At 44.5% G+C, this 21,995-nt stretch carries 25 protein-coding genes; 2 read left to right on the top strand and 23 right to left on the bottom strand.

What is annotated here, in order from left to right:
* Positions 1 to 16: 16 nt before the first annotated feature.
* On the bottom strand, positions 17 to 1,381 hold the full coding sequence (gene glmU / locus EV213_RS19125) for a bifunctional UDP-N-acetylglucosamine diphosphorylase/glucosamine-1-phosphate N-acetyltransferase GlmU (protein ID WP_133582179.1): 1,365 nt from the start codon (positions 1,379 to 1,381) through the stop codon (positions 17 to 19).
* 240 nt (positions 1,382 to 1,621) lie between these two features.
* Here glmU and EV213_RS19130 point away from each other — a divergent pair, with 240 nt between their 5' ends.
* Complete coding sequence (locus EV213_RS19130; protein WP_133582180.1) at positions 1,622 to 2,395, top strand: polysaccharide deacetylase family protein; 774 nt, start codon at positions 1,622 to 1,624, stop codon at positions 2,393 to 2,395.
* A 63-nt stretch (positions 2,396 to 2,458) separates the two neighbouring features.
* Here the strand turns inward: EV213_RS19130 and spoVG are convergent, their stop codons facing one another.
* The 12 genes from spoVG to metG all read right to left on the bottom strand — a co-directional run bounded on the left by spoVG (position 2,459) and on the right by metG (position 13,902).
* Positions 2,459 to 2,749 (bottom strand): septation regulator SpoVG, encoded by a 291-nt coding sequence (spoVG, locus tag EV213_RS19135; RefSeq protein ID WP_133582181.1) that lies wholly within the window; start codon positions 2,747 to 2,749, stop codon positions 2,459 to 2,461.
* Positions 2,750 to 3,428: 679 nt separating this feature from the next.
* Positions 3,429 to 3,806 (bottom strand): RidA family protein, encoded by a 378-nt coding sequence (locus EV213_RS19140; RefSeq protein ID WP_133582182.1) that lies wholly within the window; start codon positions 3,804 to 3,806, stop codon positions 3,429 to 3,431.
* Positions 3,803 to 4,657 (bottom strand): pur operon repressor, encoded by an 855-nt coding sequence (purR, locus tag EV213_RS19145; RefSeq protein ID WP_133582183.1) that lies wholly within the window; start codon positions 4,655 to 4,657, stop codon positions 3,803 to 3,805. Before purR ends, EV213_RS19140 begins: the two co-directional genes overlap by 4 nt.
* A gap of 118 nt (positions 4,658 to 4,775) precedes the next feature.
* Positions 4,776 to 5,642 (bottom strand): 4-(cytidine 5'-diphospho)-2-C-methyl-D-erythritol kinase, encoded by an 867-nt coding sequence (ispE, locus tag EV213_RS19150; RefSeq protein ID WP_133582184.1) that lies wholly within the window; start codon positions 5,640 to 5,642, stop codon positions 4,776 to 4,778.
* Between the two features lie 186 nt (positions 5,643 to 5,828).
* Entirely contained in the window at positions 5,829 to 6,014 is a 186-nt protein-coding gene (locus EV213_RS19155; protein ID WP_133582185.1) for a small, acid-soluble spore protein, alpha/beta type, read from the bottom strand.
* Positions 6,015 to 6,107: 93 nt separating this feature from the next.
* Positions 6,108 to 6,377 (bottom strand): biofilm formation stimulator Veg, encoded by a 270-nt coding sequence (gene veg, locus EV213_RS19160; RefSeq protein WP_133582186.1) that lies wholly within the window; start codon positions 6,375 to 6,377, stop codon positions 6,108 to 6,110.
* Positions 6,378 to 6,567: 190 nt separating this feature from the next.
* A complete protein-coding gene (gene yabG / locus EV213_RS19165) occupies positions 6,568 to 7,455 on the bottom strand; it encodes a sporulation peptidase YabG (RefSeq protein WP_133582187.1) in 888 nt (295 codons plus the stop codon).
* 212 nt (positions 7,456 to 7,667) lie between these two features.
* Entirely contained in the window at positions 7,668 to 8,552 is an 885-nt protein-coding gene (gene rsmA / locus EV213_RS19170; RefSeq protein ID WP_133582188.1) for a 16S rRNA (adenine(1518)-N(6)/adenine(1519)-N(6))-dimethyltransferase RsmA, read from the bottom strand.
* A complete protein-coding gene (rnmV, locus tag EV213_RS19175; RefSeq protein ID WP_133582189.1) occupies positions 8,549 to 9,115 on the bottom strand; it encodes a ribonuclease M5 in 567 nt (188 codons plus the stop codon). Before rnmV ends, rsmA begins: the two co-directional genes overlap by 4 nt.
* 305 nt (positions 9,116 to 9,420) lie before the next feature.
* Entirely contained in the window at positions 9,421 to 10,656 is a 1,236-nt protein-coding gene (locus EV213_RS19180) for a G5 and 3D domain-containing protein (protein ID WP_243740277.1), read from the bottom strand.
* A 218-nt stretch (positions 10,657 to 10,874) separates the two neighbouring features.
* A complete protein-coding gene (locus tag EV213_RS19185) occupies positions 10,875 to 11,648 on the bottom strand; it encodes a TatD family hydrolase (RefSeq protein ID WP_133582190.1) in 774 nt (257 codons plus the stop codon).
* Between the two features lie 301 nt (positions 11,649 to 11,949).
* On the bottom strand, positions 11,950 to 13,902 hold the full coding sequence (metG, locus tag EV213_RS19190) for a methionine--tRNA ligase (protein ID WP_133582191.1): 1,953 nt from the start codon (positions 13,900 to 13,902) through the stop codon (positions 11,950 to 11,952).
* A gap of 425 nt (positions 13,903 to 14,327) precedes the next feature.
* Between metG and EV213_RS19195 the strand changes: the two genes are divergently transcribed.
* On the top strand, positions 14,328 to 14,612 hold the full coding sequence (locus EV213_RS19195; RefSeq protein ID WP_133582192.1) for an AbrB/MazE/SpoVT family DNA-binding domain-containing protein: 285 nt from the start codon (positions 14,328 to 14,330) through the stop codon (positions 14,610 to 14,612).
* Between the two features lie 59 nt (positions 14,613 to 14,671).
* On the opposite strand, the gene rsmI is transcribed toward EV213_RS19195, so the two are convergent.
* From rsmI to EV213_RS19245, 10 genes are all read right to left on the bottom strand, one after another.
* Positions 14,672 to 15,541, bottom strand: a complete 870-nt coding sequence (gene rsmI, locus EV213_RS19200) for a 16S rRNA (cytidine(1402)-2'-O)-methyltransferase (protein ID WP_133582193.1) — start codon at positions 15,539 to 15,541, stop codon at positions 14,672 to 14,674.
* Positions 15,489 to 15,812: a GIY-YIG nuclease family protein gene (locus EV213_RS19205; protein WP_133582194.1), complete on the bottom strand. Its 324-nt coding sequence runs from the start codon at positions 15,810 to 15,812 to the stop codon at positions 15,489 to 15,491. The genes rsmI and EV213_RS19205 overlap by 53 nt, the downstream gene beginning before the upstream one ends.
* A complete protein-coding gene (locus tag EV213_RS19210) occupies positions 15,802 to 16,536 on the bottom strand; it encodes a tRNA1(Val) (adenine(37)-N6)-methyltransferase (RefSeq protein WP_133582195.1) in 735 nt (244 codons plus the stop codon). Before EV213_RS19210 ends, EV213_RS19205 begins: the two co-directional genes overlap by 11 nt.
* Before the next feature lie 117 nt (positions 16,537 to 16,653).
* Complete coding sequence (yabA, locus tag EV213_RS19215) at positions 16,654 to 16,998, bottom strand: DNA replication initiation control protein YabA (RefSeq protein ID WP_133582196.1); 345 nt, start codon at positions 16,996 to 16,998, stop codon at positions 16,654 to 16,656.
* 13 nt (positions 16,999 to 17,011) lie between these two features.
* Positions 17,012 to 17,842 carry a PSP1 domain-containing protein gene (locus EV213_RS19220; RefSeq protein ID WP_133582197.1) on the bottom strand — a complete coding sequence of 277 codons (831 nt, stop codon included), beginning with the start codon at positions 17,840 to 17,842 and terminating at the stop codon, positions 17,012 to 17,014.
* A 4-nt stretch (positions 17,843 to 17,846) separates the two neighbouring features.
* Positions 17,847 to 18,836 carry a DNA polymerase III subunit delta' gene (holB, locus tag EV213_RS19225; RefSeq protein ID WP_133582198.1) on the bottom strand — a complete coding sequence of 330 codons (990 nt, stop codon included), beginning with the start codon at positions 18,834 to 18,836 and terminating at the stop codon, positions 17,847 to 17,849.
* 21 nt (positions 18,837 to 18,857) lie between these two features.
* Positions 18,858 to 19,187 carry a cyclic-di-AMP receptor gene (locus tag EV213_RS19230; protein WP_133582199.1) on the bottom strand — a complete coding sequence of 110 codons (330 nt, stop codon included), beginning with the start codon at positions 19,185 to 19,187 and terminating at the stop codon, positions 18,858 to 18,860.
* 12 nt (positions 19,188 to 19,199) lie between these two features.
* Entirely contained in the window at positions 19,200 to 19,835 is a 636-nt protein-coding gene (gene tmk, locus EV213_RS19235) for a dTMP kinase (protein ID WP_133582200.1), read from the bottom strand.
* A gap of 51 nt (positions 19,836 to 19,886) precedes the next feature.
* Positions 19,887 to 21,335: an aminotransferase class I/II-fold pyridoxal phosphate-dependent enzyme gene (locus EV213_RS19240; RefSeq protein ID WP_133582201.1), complete on the bottom strand. Its 1,449-nt coding sequence runs from the start codon at positions 21,333 to 21,335 to the stop codon at positions 19,887 to 19,889.
* 183 nt (positions 21,336 to 21,518) lie between these two features.
* The gene (locus EV213_RS19245) at positions 21,519 to 21,713 is read right to left on the bottom strand and encodes a sigma factor G inhibitor Gin (protein WP_133582202.1); all 195 of its coding nucleotides are present in this window, start codon (positions 21,711 to 21,713) and stop codon (positions 21,519 to 21,521) included.
* Between the last annotated feature and the right edge of the window lie 282 nt (positions 21,714 to 21,995).

Below are 21,995 nucleotides of genomic sequence, written 5' to 3' on the forward strand. Positions count from 1 at the left end.
CTCCATTACTCTGATCCTATTTCGTTTTTCGGTTGTATTCTTCTTTATTGACTTGACGACTTCTTGCTATCGATAAGGCGTTCGCAGGAACATCTTCAGTAATCGTCGATCCTGCAGCAACAAAAGCACCTGCCCCAACGGTTACTGGAGCAACCAAATTGGAGTTACAGCCAATAAAAGCACCATCCTCCACGGTCGTTTGATGCTTGTTCGCCCCATCATAATTTACTGTAATTGAACCACAACCAAGATTGACTCCTTCACCGATCACTGCATCGCCAATATAACTTAAATGAGGCGCTTTGCTTCCATGACCGAAGGATGTCTTTTTCATTTCAACAAAGTTTCCTACTCTACATGCATCACCAATATCAGTCCCAGGACGCAAATGACTATACGGACCAACAGTGGTGTTGTGACCGATCTGACTGTCATGCATCACAGACTGCTTAACTGTTGATGCATTCCCAATAACCGCATTTTGCAGCTCTGTGTGGGGGCCAATCAAACAATCCTCACCAATCGTTGTTGCCCCATGGATACTTGTTCCTGGATAGACGGTTGTGTCCTGTCCAATCGTGACATCAGTTCCAATGTACGTTGATGTAGGGTCAATAATTGTCACACCCTGACGCATATGCGCGGTCAAAATTCTTTCTCGCATGGCATGTTCTGCATTTGCCAATGCCACACGATCGTTAATACCAATCGTTTCACTAAAAGTCGGTGCATCTTGGGCAGCGACCTTCCAGCCATTCTCTTGTATAAGTTCTATGACATCTGGCAAATAATATTCACCCTGGCTATTATCGTTGCCAACCTTCTCTAAGAGCTCAAAAAGGGTTTCATTATCGAAGCAATACGTCCCTGTATTAATCTCACAAATATCTCGCTCGTCCGGGGAGGCATCCTTGTGTTCAACGATTCGTTCAACGATACCATCGCTATTTCGAACAATGCGACCATAACCTTCTGGAGCATTCGTGTGAGCTGTTAAAACAGTGGCTTTCGCTCCAGTTGAATCGTGCTTTTGAAAAAGAGATTCCAAAGTGTTCGCTGTCAGTAGCGGTGTATCCCCACACACGACAAGGGTGACCCCTTTTTTCCCAGCGAGCTGATCTTTCGTTTGCAGGACAGCATGTGCTGTACCTAGCTGCTCGTTTTGGTTCACAAATTGGGATCGCCCTTTTAAGACATCTTGTACTTGCTGTGCGCCATGTCCGACGACAGTAACGATGTCCTTCACCTGCAACGCACTAAGGGCATCAACCACATGTTCAACCATTGCCTTCCCACATACTGGGTGCAACACCTTGTAAAGCTTTGACTTCATTCTCGTGCCTTTTCCAGCTGCTAATACGACAGCAAATCGATCGCTCATGAGTGACCTCCAAAAGGGTATATTTTTCAAGCCTATTGTCGCCTGAGAGCGTCATTCTTAGCAAGAGACTTCTGTTTTATTTATATGTCCTATGCATGAGTGCATCCGTATGACATGCATGAGAAATAAGGCATATATGCTTCTCATTGTTCTCATTCACGGAGCCGTTAATAAACGACGTGACCATTAAGAACTATATCTTAAAAATAGCGTCATTTCAAGGAAAGTAGAGGATTGCCAATGAATTGTCATGATTTATGTACGAAACGTAAAACCCATCAAAAGGGTCAGCGGTTCTTCAGCTTATCCCTCATACGAAGGCTTTCGTTGCTTTGTGTTATTTTTTGTCTTTCCATGCCTTCTCAAATACGCTCACAGGAAGCGCCCATTGTCTATTTTGCACAAAAAAACGAACCCATTAAAAATCATATTGCCCTCACCTTTGATGACGGCCCTGACCCAAGATACACACCGCACCTCCTTGATATACTTAAAGAAGCAGGCGTTCATGCGACGTTTTTTGTCATTGGTAGCAATGCACAGGAACACCCTGATCTCATTAAACGTATGGTGTCTGAAGGACATACCGTCGGAAATCATACATTCTCACACCCTAACATCTCGAGGCTCTCTTATGATCAATTGATAAACGAAATGGAGGCGACAGACAACATTATTTTCCAATTAACTGGACAAAAGCCCTTGTTTATGCGCCCTCCATTCGGCCTACTTCCTCCATCCCACGTCGCCATGCTTCAATCTGTAAATAAAAAAGTCATTCTTTGGTCAGTTGATACCGAGGATTGGCGTGGTATTCCTGCGGGCGATATCCTTCATAAAGTGCGCGACGGCATCCGCCCTGGAGCCATCGTGCTAATGCATGATGGTGGATCAAGAAAACAAGATCTCTCACAAACACCGGTAGCCGTTAAAAAACTCATTGACGAGTATTCGTCATCTTTCGAATTTATTACGGTTGATCAGCTTTTGTCTCTCCCTGCCTACAGAAAATAACACCGTTAAAAAGAGGGCACTGCGCTAGACACATTCGTCTATCGCATTGCCCTCCTGCTTTTATTAAGATGCACCAGCTTCTTCATACTCTTCTTCTAATTCGCCAGCCTTGTGGTATTCCGTTAATACAGCATCCTGTATTTTTCCTCGTGTATTGGAATTAATCGGATGTGCTATATCTCTAAATTCCCCATCCGGCGTCCGTTTGCTTGGCATAGCAACAAACAGGCCATTGTTCCCATCAATCACTCGGATGTCATGAACAACAAATTCATGATCCAATGTAATTGAGGCAATCGCTCTCATTCGTCCCTCGGTATTCACGCGGCGTAATCTCACGTCTGTTACTTCCATCTTATGCTTCACCACCTTTTCCCTATAAAAAGACTTATTACCAATTATTCAACATAATATTCTGAAATCCTTCTACGTTAAGAAAACTTTTTTTAGTTGTAAGACAGCTTTCGCAGAGCAAAAATCACCTTCAACAATGGTTGTGCTTGAGTGGAAAATTAAAGGTGCCTGCTTCGTCAAAATCCTTCGCTTTCACCCTAAAGGGTACAAGTGCAACATCGACTCGAGAAGACCTCGTCGTGTTTTCTTTGCCGCCGGGCACGGCTTCAGCTTCCTCGGAAAGCAAAAGCGGCTTTCCTCCGGGATCTTCAGCTCGCGCTGTTCCCGCAGGAGTCTACGTATGTTGACTACGTTGATGTTTGTTTCAGCGTATATTATTTTATAGTTTATTGGTCTCGTACAATCGAGAAAATAGAAAAGCGAGTTGAACCGTATTGCTTTAGCAGACAAGACAAGTAAGCGCATTGTTTAATGCCCCGAAGATCATCTGTTTCGCAGGATTGATGCAGCGGACTTAATTTTCGCTGACGTTGTTAACGGCCACTTTTTGTTAATTCAATGCATTAAAGGATATTTGGCAGGAGATTTTTAGGGAATGGAGATACAAAAAGTCGTTCTTAAGTAAGAAACAGTAAAAACCCCGCAGACAAACCTACGGGGCGTTTTAAGCGTTATTGTATTATGCGTTCACTAGCGCAATGACTTCAATTTCCACTTGAACATCTTTAGGCAAACGGGCAACCTCTACACAGGACCGAGCAGGCTTGTGTGAAGCAAAATAAGTCCCGTATACATCATTCACCTCGGGAAAATGATTCATGTCACTCAAGAATACTGTTGCTTTAACAACTGTTTCAAGGGAAGCTCCTGCTTCAGCGAGGACTGCTTGAAGGTTTTTAAAGACTTGATGGGTTTGTTCAATGACATCTCCCTCAATTAATTCACCTGAGGCAGTTAGTGGAATTTGGCCTGAGCTGTAAAAAAGATTGTTTACAACAATTCCTTGTGAGTATGGACCGATAGCAGCTGGCGCATTGTTTGTGTGTACGACTTTCATGACGTTGTTTCCTCCTTAGAAGATGAATTATAAAGCTGAAAAAAAGTGCCTTTATCGACGTCAATTTGCTTTGTTGTAGCATCCACCTTCATGAGACGGAGCAATGAGACGTATTCGTCGACCAGACGCTCTCCGCCCTCTCCAGCAGCTTCTACGAGCACACCAATACCAGCTAGATTTGCTTGGAATTCATCAATCATGCTAATCATACCGTTGATGGTGCCTCCCGCCTTCATAAAATCGTCAACAATGAGCACATTGCTTCCTGCATCTAGGCTTCGCTTCGCCAACACCATTGATTGTATACGTTTGGTTGAACCCGACACATAGTTGATGGAAACGGTCGATCCTTCTGTGACTTTGCTATCACGACGGACAATCACCACTGGCACGCCAAGGTGATACGCCACTGCGTAAGCCAAAGGGATACCTTTCGTAGCGACAGTCATAACGACATCTATTGGTTGCTGTGCGAAATGGGAAGCAAACAATCGACCCGCTTGATGAATCATTGGTGTATCCCCTAGTACATCGGCTAGGTACAAATAGTCCCCTGGAAGAATCCGATCAATCTCCGTCAGCCGTTTCGTCAGCTGTGTCGCAATCGCCTCAGCTTCATCCAAACGAACCATCGGAATGTACTTTACTCCTCCAGACGCGCCTGGAACAGTATGTAAGGAACCAATCCCTTTTTCCTCAAACGTGCTTTTCACTAATGCCAAATCTTCACTAATGGACGATTTTGCGGCATGATACCGATCTGCAAAAAACGTCAGCGAGATCAGCTGGCGAGGATGCTGGAGCAAATAGTGCGTCATATCGATGAGTCGTCCGCTGCGCCTAAACTTCATAGCACAACCCCCAAAACCGAATATTTAATCCTTACTATAACAAATTCATACGTGTTTATACAAGTCTATTGAGTCATGAGGATTGTGTTATTTCTTACACAGTGACACAGAAAGCTTGTCAGCTCATATTTGGTTCGCCATCCATACGAACCGTGTATACCTGATCACAAAACCCTCTTAGGCCATTATAAATGCGTTGCATTCTCGATTCGTGGTGAACTAGAGCAAAAACGGTTGGACCACTTCCACTCATCAATACAGCATCGGCGCCGAAGCGGTGCATTTGCTCCTTAATTTGGGCAACTTCCGGATGTAATTTCATTGTAATAGGCTCAAGGGCATTCCCAAGCAGGGCACATATCTGGTGATAGTCTTGTCGATACAATGCATCCACCATTCCTTCTACATCTGGGTGGATCGTTTGATTGACGTTAAATTGTCCGTAGACGTCTGCAGTTGACACCCCTACGGTTGGTTTCGCCAGCACTACCCAACATGAAGGAGGTGGTGGCAATGGTGTAATGACTTCTCCGCGACCTGTTGCTAAGGCGGTTCCTCCGTGCACACAAAAAGAGACGTCTGAGCCAATTTGAGCCCCGAGCTTTGCGAGCTCAGGTAGCGATAACCTTAGGTCCCAAAGACGATTTAATCCTCGCAACACGGCTGCAGCATCACTACTGCCGCCAGCCAACCCTGCCGCAACAGGAATACGTTTCTGCAGAGCAATTTTCACACCTCTGTTGACGTTGTACGTCTCCTGCAGCAATGCCGCCGCACGGTATGCTAAATTACGGTGGTCGTTTGGAACAAATCGATGTTGAGAGACAAGCTGAATTCGATTTGATGGCAAGTCTGTCAACTCTATCCGATCTGATAAATCAATTGTTGTCATAATCATTTTTACTTCGTGAAACCCATCTTGTCTTTTATGTAAAACATCCAAAGATAAATTAATCTTGGCAGGGGCTTTTATAAATATTTTCACGGACCCACCTCCGATCCTTCTTCTCTTCCTTACGATGACATTGTCATCATTCTGTGGCTATTTTACCATAGATGGGGTGTTGTGAACTCATGAAGCAAATAATTTGCAACAAATGATAATGCAGTTGTTGCGATATGTTAAAGAAGCACGAGAGCGTCAGACGCGCCTCGTGCTTTTGCTGAACCATTACTGTTGGTGTTTTTGATTTGCTAAATGGGCCTCCGCAAGTTCAATGGCTCTTCTCGTCATTGAGCCCGCATCCCTCGCGGTGATACCGCCCCATCCATCTTTTTGCACGGTATCATAAAACCCTAATTCCTTCGCTAGCTCGTCTTTGAACGCTTGAGACATAACGCCTCTTCTTCTGCCCAATAAAAAAACCCCCTTTGGCTACAGCATTTATAGTATGCGCAGCCTAGAGGATTTTATTGCACTTTGGCATAAGAAAAAGCAGCAAACGATTGTTTACTGCCCGCTCAATGCCAACTTTTCCTGATTGTCTTCAAAGAACATAAGCTCCACTGTTTCAGTCAATACATCAGCGTAGCTATAAGAAACACGTTCAAAAGAGTTTTCATCTTGATCCAATTCAACAATAAAAACGGAAGGGTACGTTTCCGATAAGATCCCAGCACGCTCTACTGTCTTCCTCCGACCACCATTGGCTCTAAGAACGAGCCGCTGGCCTAAGTGACCATCCAACGTTCGTTTGATATCCGTCAATGTTTTTGCCACTCGCAACCACCTCACTGTAACAAGCGTATCACATTTAGACAACAGAGTCAAATTAAAATTTAAATTATAACAATTGAGCTAACAGGATGTCAACACATTTATGCCTAATTTCTCCTCTGAAATCTTTTTTATTTTACCCACACTTTGTGAGACTATGTGCAAACTGGCATATTTGTTGTTTTTATTTTTATTAAACTCCCATTTCAGGTGGGTTATCGACAGGCGTATATGGCATGCCCGTGCGCAAAAGTCCTCTGCTTTCAATACCTCCAAGCCCTTTCTCGCCACTCAGTGTATTTTTCAGCACATCCCACGTATGCACACGCTCCATAAATGGCGTATAGCTCAGCTTTGCCACGACATAGACCGGATCTAATGCATGGATGTTTACACGCCCAGGTGATGAAGCATAATTCGCACCTGCACGTATGAGCGATTCAAAATGCGACTGACATGCGCCTGCAAAAATAATCAATTGGTCTAAATGGGGCATCCTTCGTCGGGCTTCATAAACCGTTTTGGCAAAATACCTCGAGTGTCGATACGCTTTAAGCTCATTTTTGGTTCCTTTGCCCTTGATGTACGCATCATGTCCCGTAATGACGAGAATGTCAGGTCGTGCCAGCTCTAGCAAGCCAATGATTTTATCCGGCATTTCTTTTTCTTTTAGGTGAACACTATAGACAGGAATCTCAAGCTTATCATATAATTCCATGCATTTTTTTAAATACAGTGGGTCCCCATCGATATGGAGAACCTTCCCTGGCATTCTAAACGTTTTCACATCATGTGATGGTTGTTGCACACGATATGCATTTTTTTCTTGTTGAAACACATGGTCTTGCCGAAACAACCTATAGGACATGTTTGTTTTTTCTTCAAAGAACTTGCGTTTCTCCTGCTTCTCACGTTCATTGACTATTTGCAAATCATCTACGGGCGCATCGGCCATAAGACGCAGCTCTTCTCCTGCCAAAATGGCTGTATGAGCGGGCGCCCCTTCAAAGCCGACCACACGAAACAACACATCTTTTCCATACGAAACTCTTGCAACCACATCGCCAACTTTGATTTCCATTCGTTTCCTCCTGCCGTCCGCTGACTTCCACATCAGTCTATGAGAAGGGCTCGGAAATCGTGCCTTAGCTTAGGGCGTGTCCTAAAACTCGCTCAGAGGCATCTGTCACTGCCTTTTTGTCCCCTGCTTCGTTCCTTTTCCTTGACGTACGTCCGGTACAAGGCGCTTTGCTTGGAACGAAAAATCGGCAACATCTGCTCCCTTCTGAGTTCTCAGACACACCCTAGTTTATTAGCGATTGCCGCAAATTCAGCAATGTTGAGCGTCTCCGCTCGTCTTGTGCCATCAATTCCCAATGCAGCAAGCGTTTCTTGTAAATAAGGCTTGTCATAGGGCACTTCTGCATCCGCAGGATTGAGAGAAAGAAGATTGTTCAGTAGTGTTTTTCTCCGTTTCGAAAAAGCTGTCCGAATAACAGTAAAGAAAAAGGCTTCATCTTTCACTTCTGCTACTGGAGCAGTGCGGACATCTAATCGAATCACTGCTGAGTCGACATTTGGTTGCGGAACAAAAACCGTCTTCGGTACGGTCATTGCCATAGCAGCTGTCGTATAATATTGAACAGCGATAGACAGCGATCCATACGTTTTGTTTCCTGGTGCTGCGGTCATTCTCTCACCGACTTCTTTTTGGAGCATGACGACAATGCACGACAAAGGCAGGTTTTCTTGAAGTAATTTTAATAAAATCGGGGTCGTTACATAATAAGGAAGATTTGCTACAACTTTAATTGACGTATACCCACTTAGCTGCTCTTGAATCATTTCAGCGACATTGGCCTTCAAAATGTCCTCATTTAGGACGGTGATGTTGTCATATGGAGCGAGTGTTTCCTGAAGAATTGGAATAAGCCTTTGGTCAATTTCATAAGCAACAACACAACCTGCTTTACGAGCAATTTGTTCTGTCAAGGAACCAATACCAGGTCCAATTTCGATCACCGCGTCATCTTTCGTTATTTCAGCGGCTTCAGTAATATTATGAAGAACATTCGTATCGATGAGAAAGTTTTGTCCAAGGCTTTTCTTAAATGCAAAACCGTGCCGACTCAATATATCCTTCGTGCGAGAGAGTGTTGCGATGTCTTTTGCCTTCATGACAAACCCTCCTTATCCATCGTTTCCAAAGCCCGAGCAACCTCGTCATGAGTAATTTGAAACATTCGTAACCTCTGCTGCAGCTGCTTCCCGTTTGTATATCCGATCCTAAGCAACTCACCCAATCGTTTTCGTCGCGCCCTTGAGGTCGGTCCACCGATAAGCCCTGCCTGAATCAACATACGTTGTGGAATCGCATCCTGAGCCGTCTCCGCACCCTTTGGTGTATACACGTGCAGCAGCGCTTCCTGAATCGCCTCTATGCTCGCATGCTCAACGCCGAGGCTTTTCGAAGGTGTACCGGAATGCGCTTGCTTTCGATCAATGAACGCTTGCTTTGCACCTGGAACACGTTGGGTCACAATATGACGTATACGTTGTCCCGGATAGTCGGGGTCAGTTAAAACAATGACACCTCTGCGCTCAAATGCTTTTTCGATTGCCTGCAGGGTTTCCTCAGATACAGCAGATCCGTTTGTCTCAATCGTATCTGCATGGACCGCGCGCGTAATCGCTTGTGTATCAGATTTTCCCTCAACAACAATGATTTCATGTATATTCAAAAAAATTTCCTCCAATAATGAAACTTTTACGTTAGTTTCTTCGTCAAATGGGTACATTATTAATAAGAACAACAGAGAACCCGTTTTATTATACGTGCGGTGCCAAAAAAAGAAAAGCACTCGACGTCTTCCATTCTACCACGTAAAGAACTCAGTAAACCTTTTAGCAGGTGCTCTTCGTTACGCAAAGCAAGATACCCGTAAAACAAAAAAAGAACCAGGCACATATCGCCTGGCTTTCATCAACAGTTCGCAACTCAACTTTATACACTTTAACAAAACACTGTTTTTGTCTTAGAACGAACCTATTCTAAAATACGGATTTTCACGTTTTTGACGCCCCAAGAGTAAGCTTGTTGTTTTGAAGGGAAAAAGACGTCAATTTTGTTTCCTTTAATCGCAGACCCTGTATCGGACGCAATGGCATCACCGTATCCTTCAACATACACTTTAGTACCTAAAGGAATGACACTAGGATCGACAGCAATGACTTTTGCTCCTGGATTGGCACGAAGGTCATAGCCTGTTGCTGTTTTCCCTGAGCAACCCGCACAGTAGGCTGTATAAGCTGTACTTTTCACATAAATTTCACGACCGCCAGAGCTGTTGCTTCGAGAAGGCTGTGAAGAGCTGCCGCTGCCTGCAGATGCAAGCATAACTTCCTGTGCCTTGTCACCAATCGCAACAACCTTGTCTTGGCTTTCTTTTACCGTCTCTTGTTTCAAAAGCTCACGGGAAACCTCTTTGCCATTTTCAAGGGTGACCTCAAAGTGCTTTGCCACAATTCCAGGCACACCTTGCTCAACAACCTTTTTTGACCCTTTATCCAGCGATTTGTCTTTTTTCGTAACTGTGGCAAACCCGGATTCCTCTTCCACTACATCGGTGACTTTTTCAACACGCGTCACTGTCACTGTATCACCTTTGGAGATCATTTCATCTAGCTCCGGTTTTACCTTGTCAAGCTCTCGCAGTTTAATTTCTTGGTTGCGCAAAAAGTCAGCGACGGTAGTCGAAGTTGTCATAGCAGGACCCGCTTTCTCCGTACCTACCTTCAAGGCTACTTCAAATGCTTTGTCTATTTGTATGTTTGTGTTCGGTCCGTTAATCGGGGTGTCGGAAGCTGCTTTAATTTGATCATTTTCATTGAGAGGGAGTTCTCCACGCTCAACTAGATCGCCAACAGTGGCAGCTGTTGTCCAAAGCTCATCAACCTTCTTCCCATCTTCTAAAACAGTGACTTTGCTTGCTGCCTGCCATGTTACATGCATGTCGTCAAAAACTTTGGTTTCTTTTGACGGCACAACAATGTCATGTGCAGATAGACTTATGGACACCTGTTTCAGCGCTTCTTCAACCGTCGTTGCATGTGTTCGGATGGTCGTTTTTTCACCGTCAATGTTTAGAGCAACTGTAGATTTCGTTACCTCAAACATAAACAGTGAGAACAAAGCTAAAAACCCGACGACTGACAGTATTCCGACGAAAAACGCTTTTTTGTGTAACATGGAACCCATTACGTTCGATTTCTTTTTTGACATGCTTTCACACGCCTCCTTTACAACGGAGTGAATTATAAGCAGGTCCTTCCGCAATGTCAAGTGCCCAAGTCACGAACCGTACGTCAAATTATAAGAGGACGAGGGCGAGAAAGGAAGGAAAACCCATCGACAGAAACCTTGCTCAACGCACGTTCTTCAAAGGTTTTTGTCGATTTGTCGAGCGAATTTCCAATTCCCGAAACCCACTCGACAAAAAATTATAAATTAAGTCCGAAAAGACGACATGCATTGTCGTACGTTTGCTGTGCAACATCTTCCTCCGGCTCATCCCGGAGCGCCGCAATTTGCTCGCAAACGAGCCGGACATACGCTGGCTCATTGCGCTTCCCACGATATGGGTGTGGCGCAAGAAAAGGACAATCTGTTTCTATTAACAGACGATCTGCTGGAACAATTTTGGCTACTTCCTTCGGCATATGTGCATTTTTAAATGTTACGGGTCCCCCGAAAGATATGTAAAAACCCATGTCGAGGCATTCCTTCGCAATGTCTACATCACCAGCGAAGCAATGCATGACGCCCCCAACTTCTTCTGCACGTTCAGCTTTCAGAATATCCACAACATCACGTGTCGCTTCTCGATTGTGAATAATAATAGGCAGCTTCGTACGTTTTGCTAGCTGAATCTGTCTGACAAACACTTCTTTTTGAACGTCTGCAGGAGATTTGTCCCAATGGTAATCGAGACCCATCTCACCAAGTGCAACGATTTTTTTTGCGAGTGCAAGCTCCTCTAAATAATTAAGATCACGTTCGGTCATATCAATTGCATCAACAGGGTGCCAACCGCAAGCCGCAAATACGTCGTCATGCGACTCGGCGAACGCCAAAGCGCTCTCAATCGTTTCTGTATCAAATCCAACGACAATCATTTTTTCAACGCCAGCGTCTTTTGCTCGCTGGTATGTCTCTTCCCGATCTTCATCGAACTGATGGACGTTTAGATGGGTGTGTGTATCAAATAATTTCATTGCTTCAACTCCTGTAATTCTGCCATAGTCTAGCATAGTTTCGTTTCAGATCGCTTTCGAAAAAATTTCATTTTAGTTACATTGGCAATCTGTTCCTTAAGATTTTATCAAGAAAGCTCCACATTTATTAAAAATTCGTTGCTTTTTTTCTTAAGGATAGAATCTCATAAGGCAAGTGTAATTTCAAGAACAAACGTTCCTGTTGTGATGTTTTACGCAGGCCTACTCGCTCATAAAAAAACCGTCATATCGCTTATACAAAGCGATACGAACGGCTTTTAGACGATTATGAAACAAACAATTACGAAACCACACTACCGTTAGGCAAATGTTTATCCACTGTTGCCAATGATAACACGCCATCTTTTTCACCTGCAAGGATCATGCCCTGTGACAATTCTCCTCGAAGCTTAACTGGTTTAAGGTTAAACACACAAATCACCTTGCGTCCGACAAGCTCCTCAGCGGTATAATGCTCTGCAATTCCTGAAACGACCTGACGAGTCTCAAAACCGACATCAAGCTTTAGCTTTAATAGCTTGTCCGCCTTTTTCACAGATTCCACACTAAGAATCTCTGCGACGCGAAGCTCCACCTTTCGAAACTCATCGATGTTAATCTCTGGCGTTGGCTCTACTTCTTCAGGTGTTTCAACTTCTACTGGTTTTACTGGAGCGTTCTTTTTCATATCGGCGACAATATGAGCCACTTCTTCTTCTTTATCTAGCCTAGGGAAAATAGGCTCCCCTTTTTGAACGGTGACAGTGGCTTGAATGGCACCAAAGCTGTTTAATGATGCCCAACTGCTAAGGGCACTATCCGTCACACCAAGTTGTCTTCGCATTTCCTTTGATGTTTTTGTGAAAAATGGTTCAAGGAGCAAAGAAACAATACGAAGAGATTCAGCCAAATGATACATAACAGATTCAAGCTGTTCCTTTTTGTCGTCGTCCTTTGCGAGCATCCAAGGCTGGGTTTCGTCGATATATTTATTTGTTCGGCGAATAAAATCCCAAACACTAGAAAGCGCAACTGAAAATTGGAAGTCCTCCATTGCTGCTTCGTAATTGCGAATCGCTTCCATCGCACTTTGCTCAAGATCGCTATCCACATCATTGATGGCTTGTTTGACAACAGGAAGTTCTCCATCGAAGTACTTTGTGATCATCGCTACCGTTCGGTTCAGCAGATTTCCTAAATCATTCGCCAAGTCATAATTGACGCGATCAATAAAGCCCTCAGGCGTAAAAACACCGTCCTGACCAAATGGGACTTCTCGAAGCAGGTAATAGCGAAGGGCATCCAAGCCATACCGATCCATTAACGACTCTGGATCAATGACATTGCCCTTTGATTTTGACATTTTCCCATCCTTCATTAGAAACCAGCCGTGAGCGAAGATTTTTTTCGGCAATGGCAGATCCAAGGCCATCAGCATAATCGGCCAATAGATCGTATGAAAACGGGCAATGTCCTTCCCTATAATATGGGCATCCGCAGGCCAATACTTCTCATATTTTTCATTGTTCTCCGTGCCAAATCCAAGCGCAGCGATATAGTTAATGAGGGCATCGACCCAAACGTAAACGACATGCTTTGGGTTTTCAGGGACTTTGACGCCCCAGTCAAAGGTTGTTCGTGATACAGCAAGATCCTCTAATCCCGGCTTCAAGAAATTGTTGACCATCTCATTCTTAATTGAGACGGGATGGATGAAATCAGGGTGCTCCTCATAAAACGCAAGCAATCGATCGGCATAATTGCTCACCTTAAAAAAGTAGCATTCTTCTTTAACAAGCTCTACAAGATGTCCACTGTCAGGACTTCTTCCATCGACAAGGTCATGTTCAGCATAATAAGTTTCATCTTGAACCGAATACCAGCCTTCATATTCACCTAAATAAATGTCGCCTTGATCAATCAGTTTTTGGAAGAAAAGTTCGACGACCGTTTTATGACGTTGTTCAGTTGTGCGAATAAAGTCATCGTATGTGATGTCGAGCTTGGCCCAAAGCTGTTGAATGCTTTTCGCCATTTCATCTAAGTACTCTAATGGCTGAACACCTTGCTCCTCTGCCTTTCGTTGAATCTTTTGACCATGCTCGTCGGTGCCTGTCAAATACATCACATCGAAACCGCGCATGCGTTTATACCGTGCAATCGCATCACCTGCCACAGTTGTGTACGCGTGACCAATATGCAATTTTCCACTTGGATAATAAATTGGGGTAGTCAGATAGAATGATTTAGACAAAACGGTCTCCTCCTTGTTGAATCCAATCCTATGTCCTATGCTACCATGACATTTCTCTAGTGTCTGTAGTTATTTACTGTTGAATTCGCGACGCCAACGGACGCACGAACTTACAATTCCATACCATCTAGTGTAGGAAAATGGTAGGAATTTATACCCCCTCCTCATAGCCTGACATTTCATGTCGAAAAATGTCGTATTAGGTACTTTTTTCGTATAAACGTTTTGATTCACCGAGAAACGGATAAAGAGTATATAAGCATCTCTGATCTACGGTGAAATCCCGTCCGTCACAAATTAATCAACTAGGAATAGTTGAAAAACATTGACGAGTATGGGAAAGACTGGTACGATAAGTACACATAAATAAATTGTCGAAAGTTGACGAAAAAAATGGGACCGAATTTTGGGAAGGAGCAACGACATTGAAATCTACTGGGATTGTTAGAAAAGTTGACGAATTGGGAAGAGTGGTTATTCCTATCGAACTTCGACGCACTTTGGAAATTGCTGAGAAGGACGCATTGGAAATCTACGTGGATGATGATCGTATCATCTTAAAAAAGTACAAGCCTACAATGACATGCCAAGTGACTGGAGAAGTTTCTGAACAAAATTTTTCTATCGCAGGCGGCAAGATCGTCCTAAGTCATGAAGGCGCTGAAGAAGTATTAAACGAGCTTCAAAGACAGCTTAGCAATAGATCATAAATGACTGAAGCAAAAAACACCTTAAGCCTAGTGCCTCAGGTGTTTTTTTTATCTGACGTCTATTCGCTGCCATCGGCTTCAGTGGATATATGAAAGGTGGCATATACATCACGCTTAGGCAAATCTCGATCCACAGCGGTCAATTTAATCGCTTCTTTTGATGTATGGCCTTTTGCTACATAGGTCTGGACATGATCCTGTGTGCTCAATCCGGCCCACCACACTTCATTCTCATCGTTCGCTAAAACGATCTGGCTCACCACGATGCAGAACTCCCCTTTTGGCGCATTTTCCGTGAAATGCGTAAGGACGTCGTCTGCCGAGCCACGAACAAATTGTTCAAATTTTTTTGTCAGCTCCCGTGCAGCAACCACCTCACAGTCTACAAAAGCCTCTTTTATCGTCCAAAGAGTGTCCTTCACCCGGTGTGGCGATTCATAAAAAAGCAAGGTGGCCTCCGTTTCGGCTGCTTTTTGCAATGCATTTCTTTTATCCGCCTCTTTTCGAGGTAGGAAACCTAAAAAATAAAAACGTTCGGTTGGTAAGCCTGAGGCAATTAATGCTGTCACAGCGGCACTAGCACCTGGCAATGGAACGACTGTAACCCCTTCTTTAATCGCTTGGACGACCAAGTCGTATCCAGGATCTGATACAGCCGGTGTTCCCGCATCGGAAACAAGGGCTACGTGTTGGCCCTCCCGCAGTCTTTTCAGCAGCGCGGTGCCACTTGTTGCTTTATTATGCTCATGATAGCTTGTGAGCGGGCGCTCAATGGAATAATGATTGCATAGCTTCTGTGTCACCCTTGTGTCCTCCGCAGCGATGATATCCACTTCGTTAAGAATTCTCACAACACGGTACGTAATATCTTCAAGATTACCGATCGGCGTTGCCGCCAAATACAATGTCCCCTTTTGATTCTGCTCCACCGTTTTTCACCTCTTCTTCATACCTGCGAATATGTGCCCATTTTTGCGTTTTTGACAGGCTTTTTAGCTGCCATTCTTTTTTCATCGCATCTGATTTTGTAACAAATGCCTCTTGGTAACGTAGCTGAAAAGGGCCTCTCCCTCGTGTGTACCTTGCTCCTTTTCCAGACGCATGCGTGCGCAATCGTTCATCCACATTTGTTGCATAGCCTGTATACAGCGTGCCATCCTTACACTCAATTATATATACGTAATGGACTCTACTCTCCATAGATTTGTCGGTGCGCCTCCTCTGTATACGCGTTTCCTTCTCCGTAAATAAACAGGGGTGGAAGGATCGTAAGACCTGGTTTCCCATCTTTCGTCCCTTCGATCAGTAGAGTGTTGGCGTCCTTGTTCGCCCTTGGGTACACAAGCTGCATCCGTTTCGGTGCGAGACGATACCTTTGCATTGTATCAAGGATCGATACAAGTCGCTCTGGGCGATGAACCATGGCAAATTTTCCGCCTGCTCGCAGGAGCTGACTGGACGACTGGACGACATCCTCGAGCGTACATTCAATTTCATGACGCGCAATGGCAAGCGTATCTCTCTCGTTCCTATGTAGAACTTCAGGAACTGGAAAATAGGGTGGGTTGCACGTCACAATATCAAAAATTCCATGACCGAAACGGGATGGCATGTCTTTCAGGTTGCCTTCAATGACGTCAATTTGATCGGCGAGGTGATTTAACGCCACACTTCTCTTTGTCATGTCCGCCAGTATCGGCTGTATATCCACGGCCGTGATATGACCTTTTGTCCGCTCACTTACCAATAAAGGCACGGCACCACTGCCTGTACACAAGTCTAAAATACGGCCCTTTTGGATAGGAAGATAGGCAAAGCGCGCCAGTAATACCGCATCCAATGAAAAATTAAAGATTTCAGGGCTCTGTATAATTTGCAGTGGACTCCCAGGCAAATAATCCACTCGTTCATTTTCCTGTAGCATGCCCAACGTCCTTTCATTTCTATAGATCCAAAAAAACGGCCTCTAAGGTGTCCTCCTCTCCACAGCAACATCTACTGTGCGTGGAGGTGAATTACGCCTTACAGGCCGATACGACTGTTATTTTTTATTCAGGATGGACAAACAAAACAGGCATCCGCCTTCCTTTCGAACACTCCCATAATGAAGGTTACAGATATGAAAGCCTTCCTGGTAAAGGCGGGCAAGGTTATCATACCCCTCACCAATATCCCAATTCCGAGTTTTTTTCTTTTCTTGTGCTGTTTTTGCGGCATCAAGTGTCGTATCAAGCCTCTGACGCAGATGATCGTTCTCCATCGTTAGATGTTGGTTTTCTTCAATTAGAGCGGCAATGTGCTGCTTTAAGTCACCTAATTGCATATAGAGTTGACCGATTTGTTCTTCCATATGGCTTACCCGGTCAAATACTTCTTTCTTCTCCAACAGTCCCACCTCATCATCTGTCAGCAGCTTCGTTAGTCACCGCCCCGTCTTCTACAAGCTCCTCCAGAGAATATTCAATCGTTTTCTCTTCCTCTTTAAGCTCTATCTGAACGAGGCGTTCCAACATGTTGAGCCCTGTCACTTTTCCTTTACCAAGCTTCGTGTGCAAGGTTTGTCCTACATCTGGAAGCTCTCGCTTGGCTTGTTCGTATTCATCATTCTCATATTTTAAGCAACACATTAGCCGACCGCAAAGACCCGATATCTTCGTCGGATTTAAGGATAAGTTTTGGTCCTTTGCCATTTTGATAGACACTGGCTCAAAGTCACCGAGAAATGTCGAACAGCACAGCATTCGTCCACACGGACCAATACCTCCAAGCATCTTTGCTTCATCTCTTACACCAATCTGACGCAATTCTATTCGCGTGCGAAAGACAGACGCGAGATCCTTAACAAGGCCACGAAAATCAACACGCCCATCTGCAGTGAAATAAAAAATGACTTTATTGCGATCAAATGTATATTCTACATCAACAAGCTTCATATCCAGTTGATGTTCTTGAATTTTTTCTACGCCAACAGCATACGCTTCTCTGGCAGCCTCTTCATTTTTACGAACAGCTTCTGAATCCTGGGTGGTGGCCATACGCATAACCTTTTTAAGAGGTAGAACGATGTCATGTTCGCCCACAACTTTTCCAGTGATATCAACGCGTCCATATTCAATCCCGCGGACCGTTTCCACAATGACAAATTGACCGGTCTCTAACGGAATATCCGTCGGATCGAAATAATACACTTTTCCGGCCTTTTTAAAACGAATCCCTACCACTTCATACAAACCGTTATCCCTCCTGCAACCGAAATACCAACTGCTCAACTAACAATTGCATATTGGCGTTGGCTTCTAAATGTCTTTTCGTCTCGAGAATAACAGCGACATGCGCAGCCGTTTTAGCTTTAGACTGTCGGAGACTTTGGCGCTCTAAGCACTCCTGCTGGTCTGGGAAAAAAAGCCTGTTTGTTTGACCTGAATGTACCATCAAAAGATCTCTATACCATAACAAAAGGATATCAAAAAGCAAAGAAGGGTTTTCCATATCCTTTGCTAAAGGAACCCAGTCCTCCTGGACAATAGCCAATGCCTCACCAGAATGATCGGCAATCGCCTTTTCTAATTGTATCACTACATTTCGAGCGGTTGCAAACCACTCTTCCTCTGTCATCCGAAGGGCAGCTTGTACATCCTGTGTTAATGCGGAAGCCAAGTGGGCTTTCAAGGCGCCAGCACCTGCCTCAACAAGCTCTGCGGTTAATGCATCCATTGAGACCGGTTGGAAGGAAATGCACTGACACCTCGAAATAATTGTATCAAGCAACCGAGACGGTCTATCTGTCAAAAGCACAGCGATTGTCTGTTGACCAGGCTCTTCAAGAAATTTTAACAGACTGTTGGCGGCTTGCACCGTCAGGAGATGGGCCTGCCGGATCATATAAAACTTGTATCCTGCCTCCATGCTCGTATACGTAAATTCCTTTTGTAACGCGCGAATTTGGTCAATTTTTATAGACGCTCCATCAGGTGAAAGCACATGGAGGTCCGGGTGGTTACCCGAGCGAACTCTTTTACAGTCCGGGCAAGATCCACATGGCTCAACACCGGTTTTATGATGACAAAATAAGCTCATCGCAAAAACCATGGCTGTATCTTCTTTCTTAGCCCCCTGAGGCCCTTGAAAGACATACGCATGCGAGAGCCGGCTTCGTCGCATGCTGCTTGTCAGTAACTGGGAAGCCTTTGGCTGTGTTTTTGATACGTCCTTCCATGACATCATTGCAACTCATCCTATAGCTTTTTAGTATTGTACGAACTTTTCGATCGGAAGCACGAACACCGTTGCACCGCCTACCTCCACCTCAATGGGGTAGGGAACATACGAATCTGTATTGCCACCCATTGGAGAAATCGGCGACATAAACTGCTCGCGAGATTGACAATTCTCACGGATCACATGCAGCACCTTATCTACCTTCTCATCGTCAACCCCGATCATGAAGGTCGTATTTCCTGACCTCAAGAAACCACCGGTGCTTGCAAGCTTTGTTGCACGGAACTTCGCCTCAACCAACCCTTCCATCAAACGAGCGCTATCATCATCTTGTACAACAGCCATTATTAATTTCATCAGGGTTCCTCCTTATCGGATTGAATGGTAATACGTAAGAAAATCCGTTTTAACGTTCGTATGGATTTCATCGATAGACTTCGTCGCATCCACTTTTAAGACGCGACTGGCATCCTTTTCAGCAATACGCTGAAAAGCCTCATACACACGCTGATGGTAGGCAAGGTCCCTTGCCTCAATTCGGTCAAGATGAATGCCGGCGCGGGCATTTAAACGACCACGACCTTCTTCTGCTGAAACCATCATCATATAAGTACGATCTGGCACCAGCTGGCGAGTCGCAAAACGATTGATTGATAAAATCGCGTCTAGGTCACCTGGCAGTCCCGATCCTTGATAAGCGACCGACGCATCAACAAAACGATCACACAACACTACTTTTCCTTCATTTAGCGCGGGCATAATGACTTCATGGACATGCTGTGCTCTTGAAGCAGCATACAGTAAAATTTCCGTTTCCATTTTCATCTCGCCATACGCTGGATCCAGTAAAATGCCACGAACAGCATCGCCAATCGCCGTGCCTCCCGGCTCACGAGTAACAATGCTTTCTATGCCCATCTCTGCTAACAATGTATGCAAAAGCTGTAACTGCGTGCTTTTTCCTGAGCCATCTGGTCCTTCAAATGTGAGAAAAAACCCTTTCATAAAAAACGCTCCTCTATCAACATCACCTGACCCGAACGAGCAAGGCTTATCTTAATCTTTCGTAAAAACGAGTAGTCCTACGTCTTTCACATCGTGATTTCCTTGGAAGTGAGCGTGTAGATCAATCAGCTGCTGTAGCTTTTCTAAATGTGCTGTCGTTATCCTCTCACCTCGAGCAATCAGAGGGATGCCTGGCGGATAAGGAACAACGCTCTCCGCAGCAATCCACCCTTCTGCAGCAGTAACAGGCACACTGGTTTCTTTATATGCTCTTAAAGCGTGATAGCTCATTGAAAAAGCGCTCACGTTAGGGATGGGAACCTGGAGGGACTTATTACCTCCAGACAGCCTTTGCAGCCCTCGTACACTGTTCACAGCCCGTTGAATGGCTCCCCTCCAGTCGGTCTGTTCCATTGGCGTGATTGGCGCGAGACCAAAGATAAATAGTACATCCTCATCATCGACCAGCTCCGGGAATATTCCTTCCTTTTCCAAAGCAGATTGAAAGCTTGTCCCCGGCACGCCTTCAACAGACAATAATAACTTCAGTGGATCCATTATAATTCGTTCATCAGGACATCCAAGTGTAAGTCCTGGAATAGTGCTGAGCTCTCTTTTAAAGCGCGTTACACTTTTACAGATGCGATCAACGTCGTGAGCTGATAACGTCGCTAGAAAATGTCTTGCTGCGTCAAGAGAGGCCATAATTAAATAGGATGGACTGGAGGTTTGCACCTTTCGAAGGAATCTCCCCATATGTCCTCTAGAGATATGACTTCTTTCGTGAACGTGTAGATAGGCGCCCATCGTCAGCGACGGCAGCATTTTATGTGTAGATTGCACAACCACATCCGCACCATACGCAAGGGCTGACGTTGGAAATGGAGCGCCGAGTGCAAAGTGAACGCCATGCGCTTCATCGACAAGCACCGTTAATGACCTCGCCTTCGCCTGTTGGATTAATTCATCCATAGCGGCGGACACCATTCCATAATAATTCGGCGTTGTGAGAATGAGCGTTTTCGCCTGCGGATACGCATTTGTTGCTTCGAGAAGCGTCTCAACAGCAATCCCCACCGGTTTTCCAGTAGACTTATCCATTGTAGGGGCAAGCAGCACAGGACGAGCACCAGCAAGCTCAAGCGCATGAAAAATGGATTGATGTGCATTTCGTTGCACCAACACCACGTCATCCGTTTGACAAGTTGCTAGAATCATTGCGAGATTCCCAGACGTACTTCCTCCAACCAAAAAGTAACTTTCCAAACTATGATAATACGAAGAGAGCAGCTGTTGCGACTTCAAAATCGGTCCACTTGGAGCATGAAGGTCGTCCAGTCCTGTAATTTCTGTTGCATCATATGCCAGTAACGCTTCCCATTCAATACTCAACGAGCCACGCACAACACCTTGCTTATGCCCCGGCACATGAAAACTGATGGCCCCGGATGCGCTATGCCGTTGCAAAACATCAACGAGAGGTTGTTGATTCTGGTCCATCGTATACACGCTTTCTTTTCCTTTTATTATACCAGTCGACACAGCATTTGCCCACGCTGGTTATGCGTTTGGCAAATGCTGCGACAGGAATGAATAGAATACATACAAAGAGTTTCATAAACAGGATGACGAATGGAAATAAACGAAAAAAAAGCCAAGGCGATCCTGCCACCTTGGCTTTTACTACAATGATGTGGATAACGTGGAATGAGCCAAACCCTTTAACTTTTTAACAATGGTTTTGTATTCTTCATCCTCAGGTTGTGTTTGCAAAATGACTTGCTCGCAATCATAACAAATATATCTATTGTACAAATAAATGCCGCGGTCCTTTGTTTGCTCGCAAATGACACAACTCTTATCCTTTGAATGTTCCATTGGGTTTCACCTCCATTGACAGCTTTCCCAAAATAGTCAAAGGATATACACATCCTTGATTTTTCGAAAAGCCCTGTATTTTCATACTATGTCAAGGAAAGGTTTGTAGTGTTTGGCCCAAATACAAAAAAACTGTATCAGAAAATCCGAAACAGTTTTCACTTCATATGTATGAAAAAATAATGATTCCTTCAAAACTAGATACCGACACACACGGTTGAAACAAAAATCAATTGAAGAGAAGGCCTCGATCGATTAGTATCCGTCAGCTCCACGTGTCGC

The organism is Aureibacillus halotolerans (genome assembly GCF_004363045.1).
Lineage (GTDB): Bacteria > Bacillota > Bacilli > Bacillales > DSM-28697 > Aureibacillus > Aureibacillus halotolerans.

Coding starts and splice junctions, on each gene's coding strand:
- glmU (WP_133582179.1), bottom strand. CDS start 1,381: ATGAGCGATCGATTTGCTGTCGTATTAGCAGCTGGAAAAGGCACGAGA.
- EV213_RS19130 (WP_133582180.1), top strand. CDS start 1,622: ATGAATTGTCATGATTTATGTACGAAACGTAAAACCCATCAAAAGGGT.
- spoVG (WP_133582181.1), bottom strand. CDS start 2,749: ATGGAAGTAACAGACGTGAGATTACGCCGCGTGAATACCGAGGGACGA.
- EV213_RS19140 (WP_133582182.1), bottom strand. CDS start 3,806: ATGAAAGTCGTACACACAAACAATGCGCCAGCTGCTATCGGTCCATAC.
- purR (WP_133582183.1), bottom strand. CDS start 4,657: ATGAAGTTTAGGCGCAGCGGACGACTCATCGATATGACGCACTATTTG.
- yabG (WP_133582187.1), bottom strand. CDS start 7,455: ATGGAAATCAAAGTTGGCGATGTGGTTGCAAGAGTTTCGTATGGAAAA.
- rsmA (WP_133582188.1), bottom strand. CDS start 8,552: ATGAAGGCAAAAGACATCGCAACACTCTCTCGCACGAAGGATATATTG.
- EV213_RS19180 (WP_243740277.1), bottom strand. CDS start 10,656: ATGTCAAAAAAGAAATCGAACGTAATGGGTTCCATGTTACACAAAAAA.
- EV213_RS19185 (WP_133582190.1), bottom strand. CDS start 11,648: ATGAAATTATTTGATACACACACCCATCTAAACGTCCATCAGTTCGAT.
- EV213_RS19205 (WP_133582194.1), bottom strand. CDS start 15,812: ATGGAGAGTAGAGTCCATTACGTATATATAATTGAGTGTAAGGATGGC.
- EV213_RS19210 (WP_133582195.1), bottom strand. CDS start 16,536: ATGCTACAGGAAAATGAACGAGTGGATTATTTGCCTGGGAGTCCACTG.
- holB (WP_133582198.1), bottom strand. CDS start 18,836: ATGATGTCATGGAAGGACGTATCAAAAACACAGCCAAAGGCTTCCCAG.
- EV213_RS19230 (WP_133582199.1), bottom strand. CDS start 19,187: ATGAAATTAATAATGGCTGTTGTACAAGATGATGATAGCGCTCGTTTG.
- tmk (WP_133582200.1), bottom strand. CDS start 19,835: ATGAAAGGGTTTTTTCTCACATTTGAAGGACCAGATGGCTCAGGAAAA.
- EV213_RS19240 (WP_133582201.1), bottom strand. CDS start 21,335: ATGGACCAGAATCAACAACCTCTCGTTGATGTTTTGCAACGGCATAGC.
- EV213_RS19245 (WP_133582202.1), bottom strand. CDS start 21,713: ATGGAACATTCAAAGGATAAGAGTTGTGTCATTTGCGAGCAAACAAAG.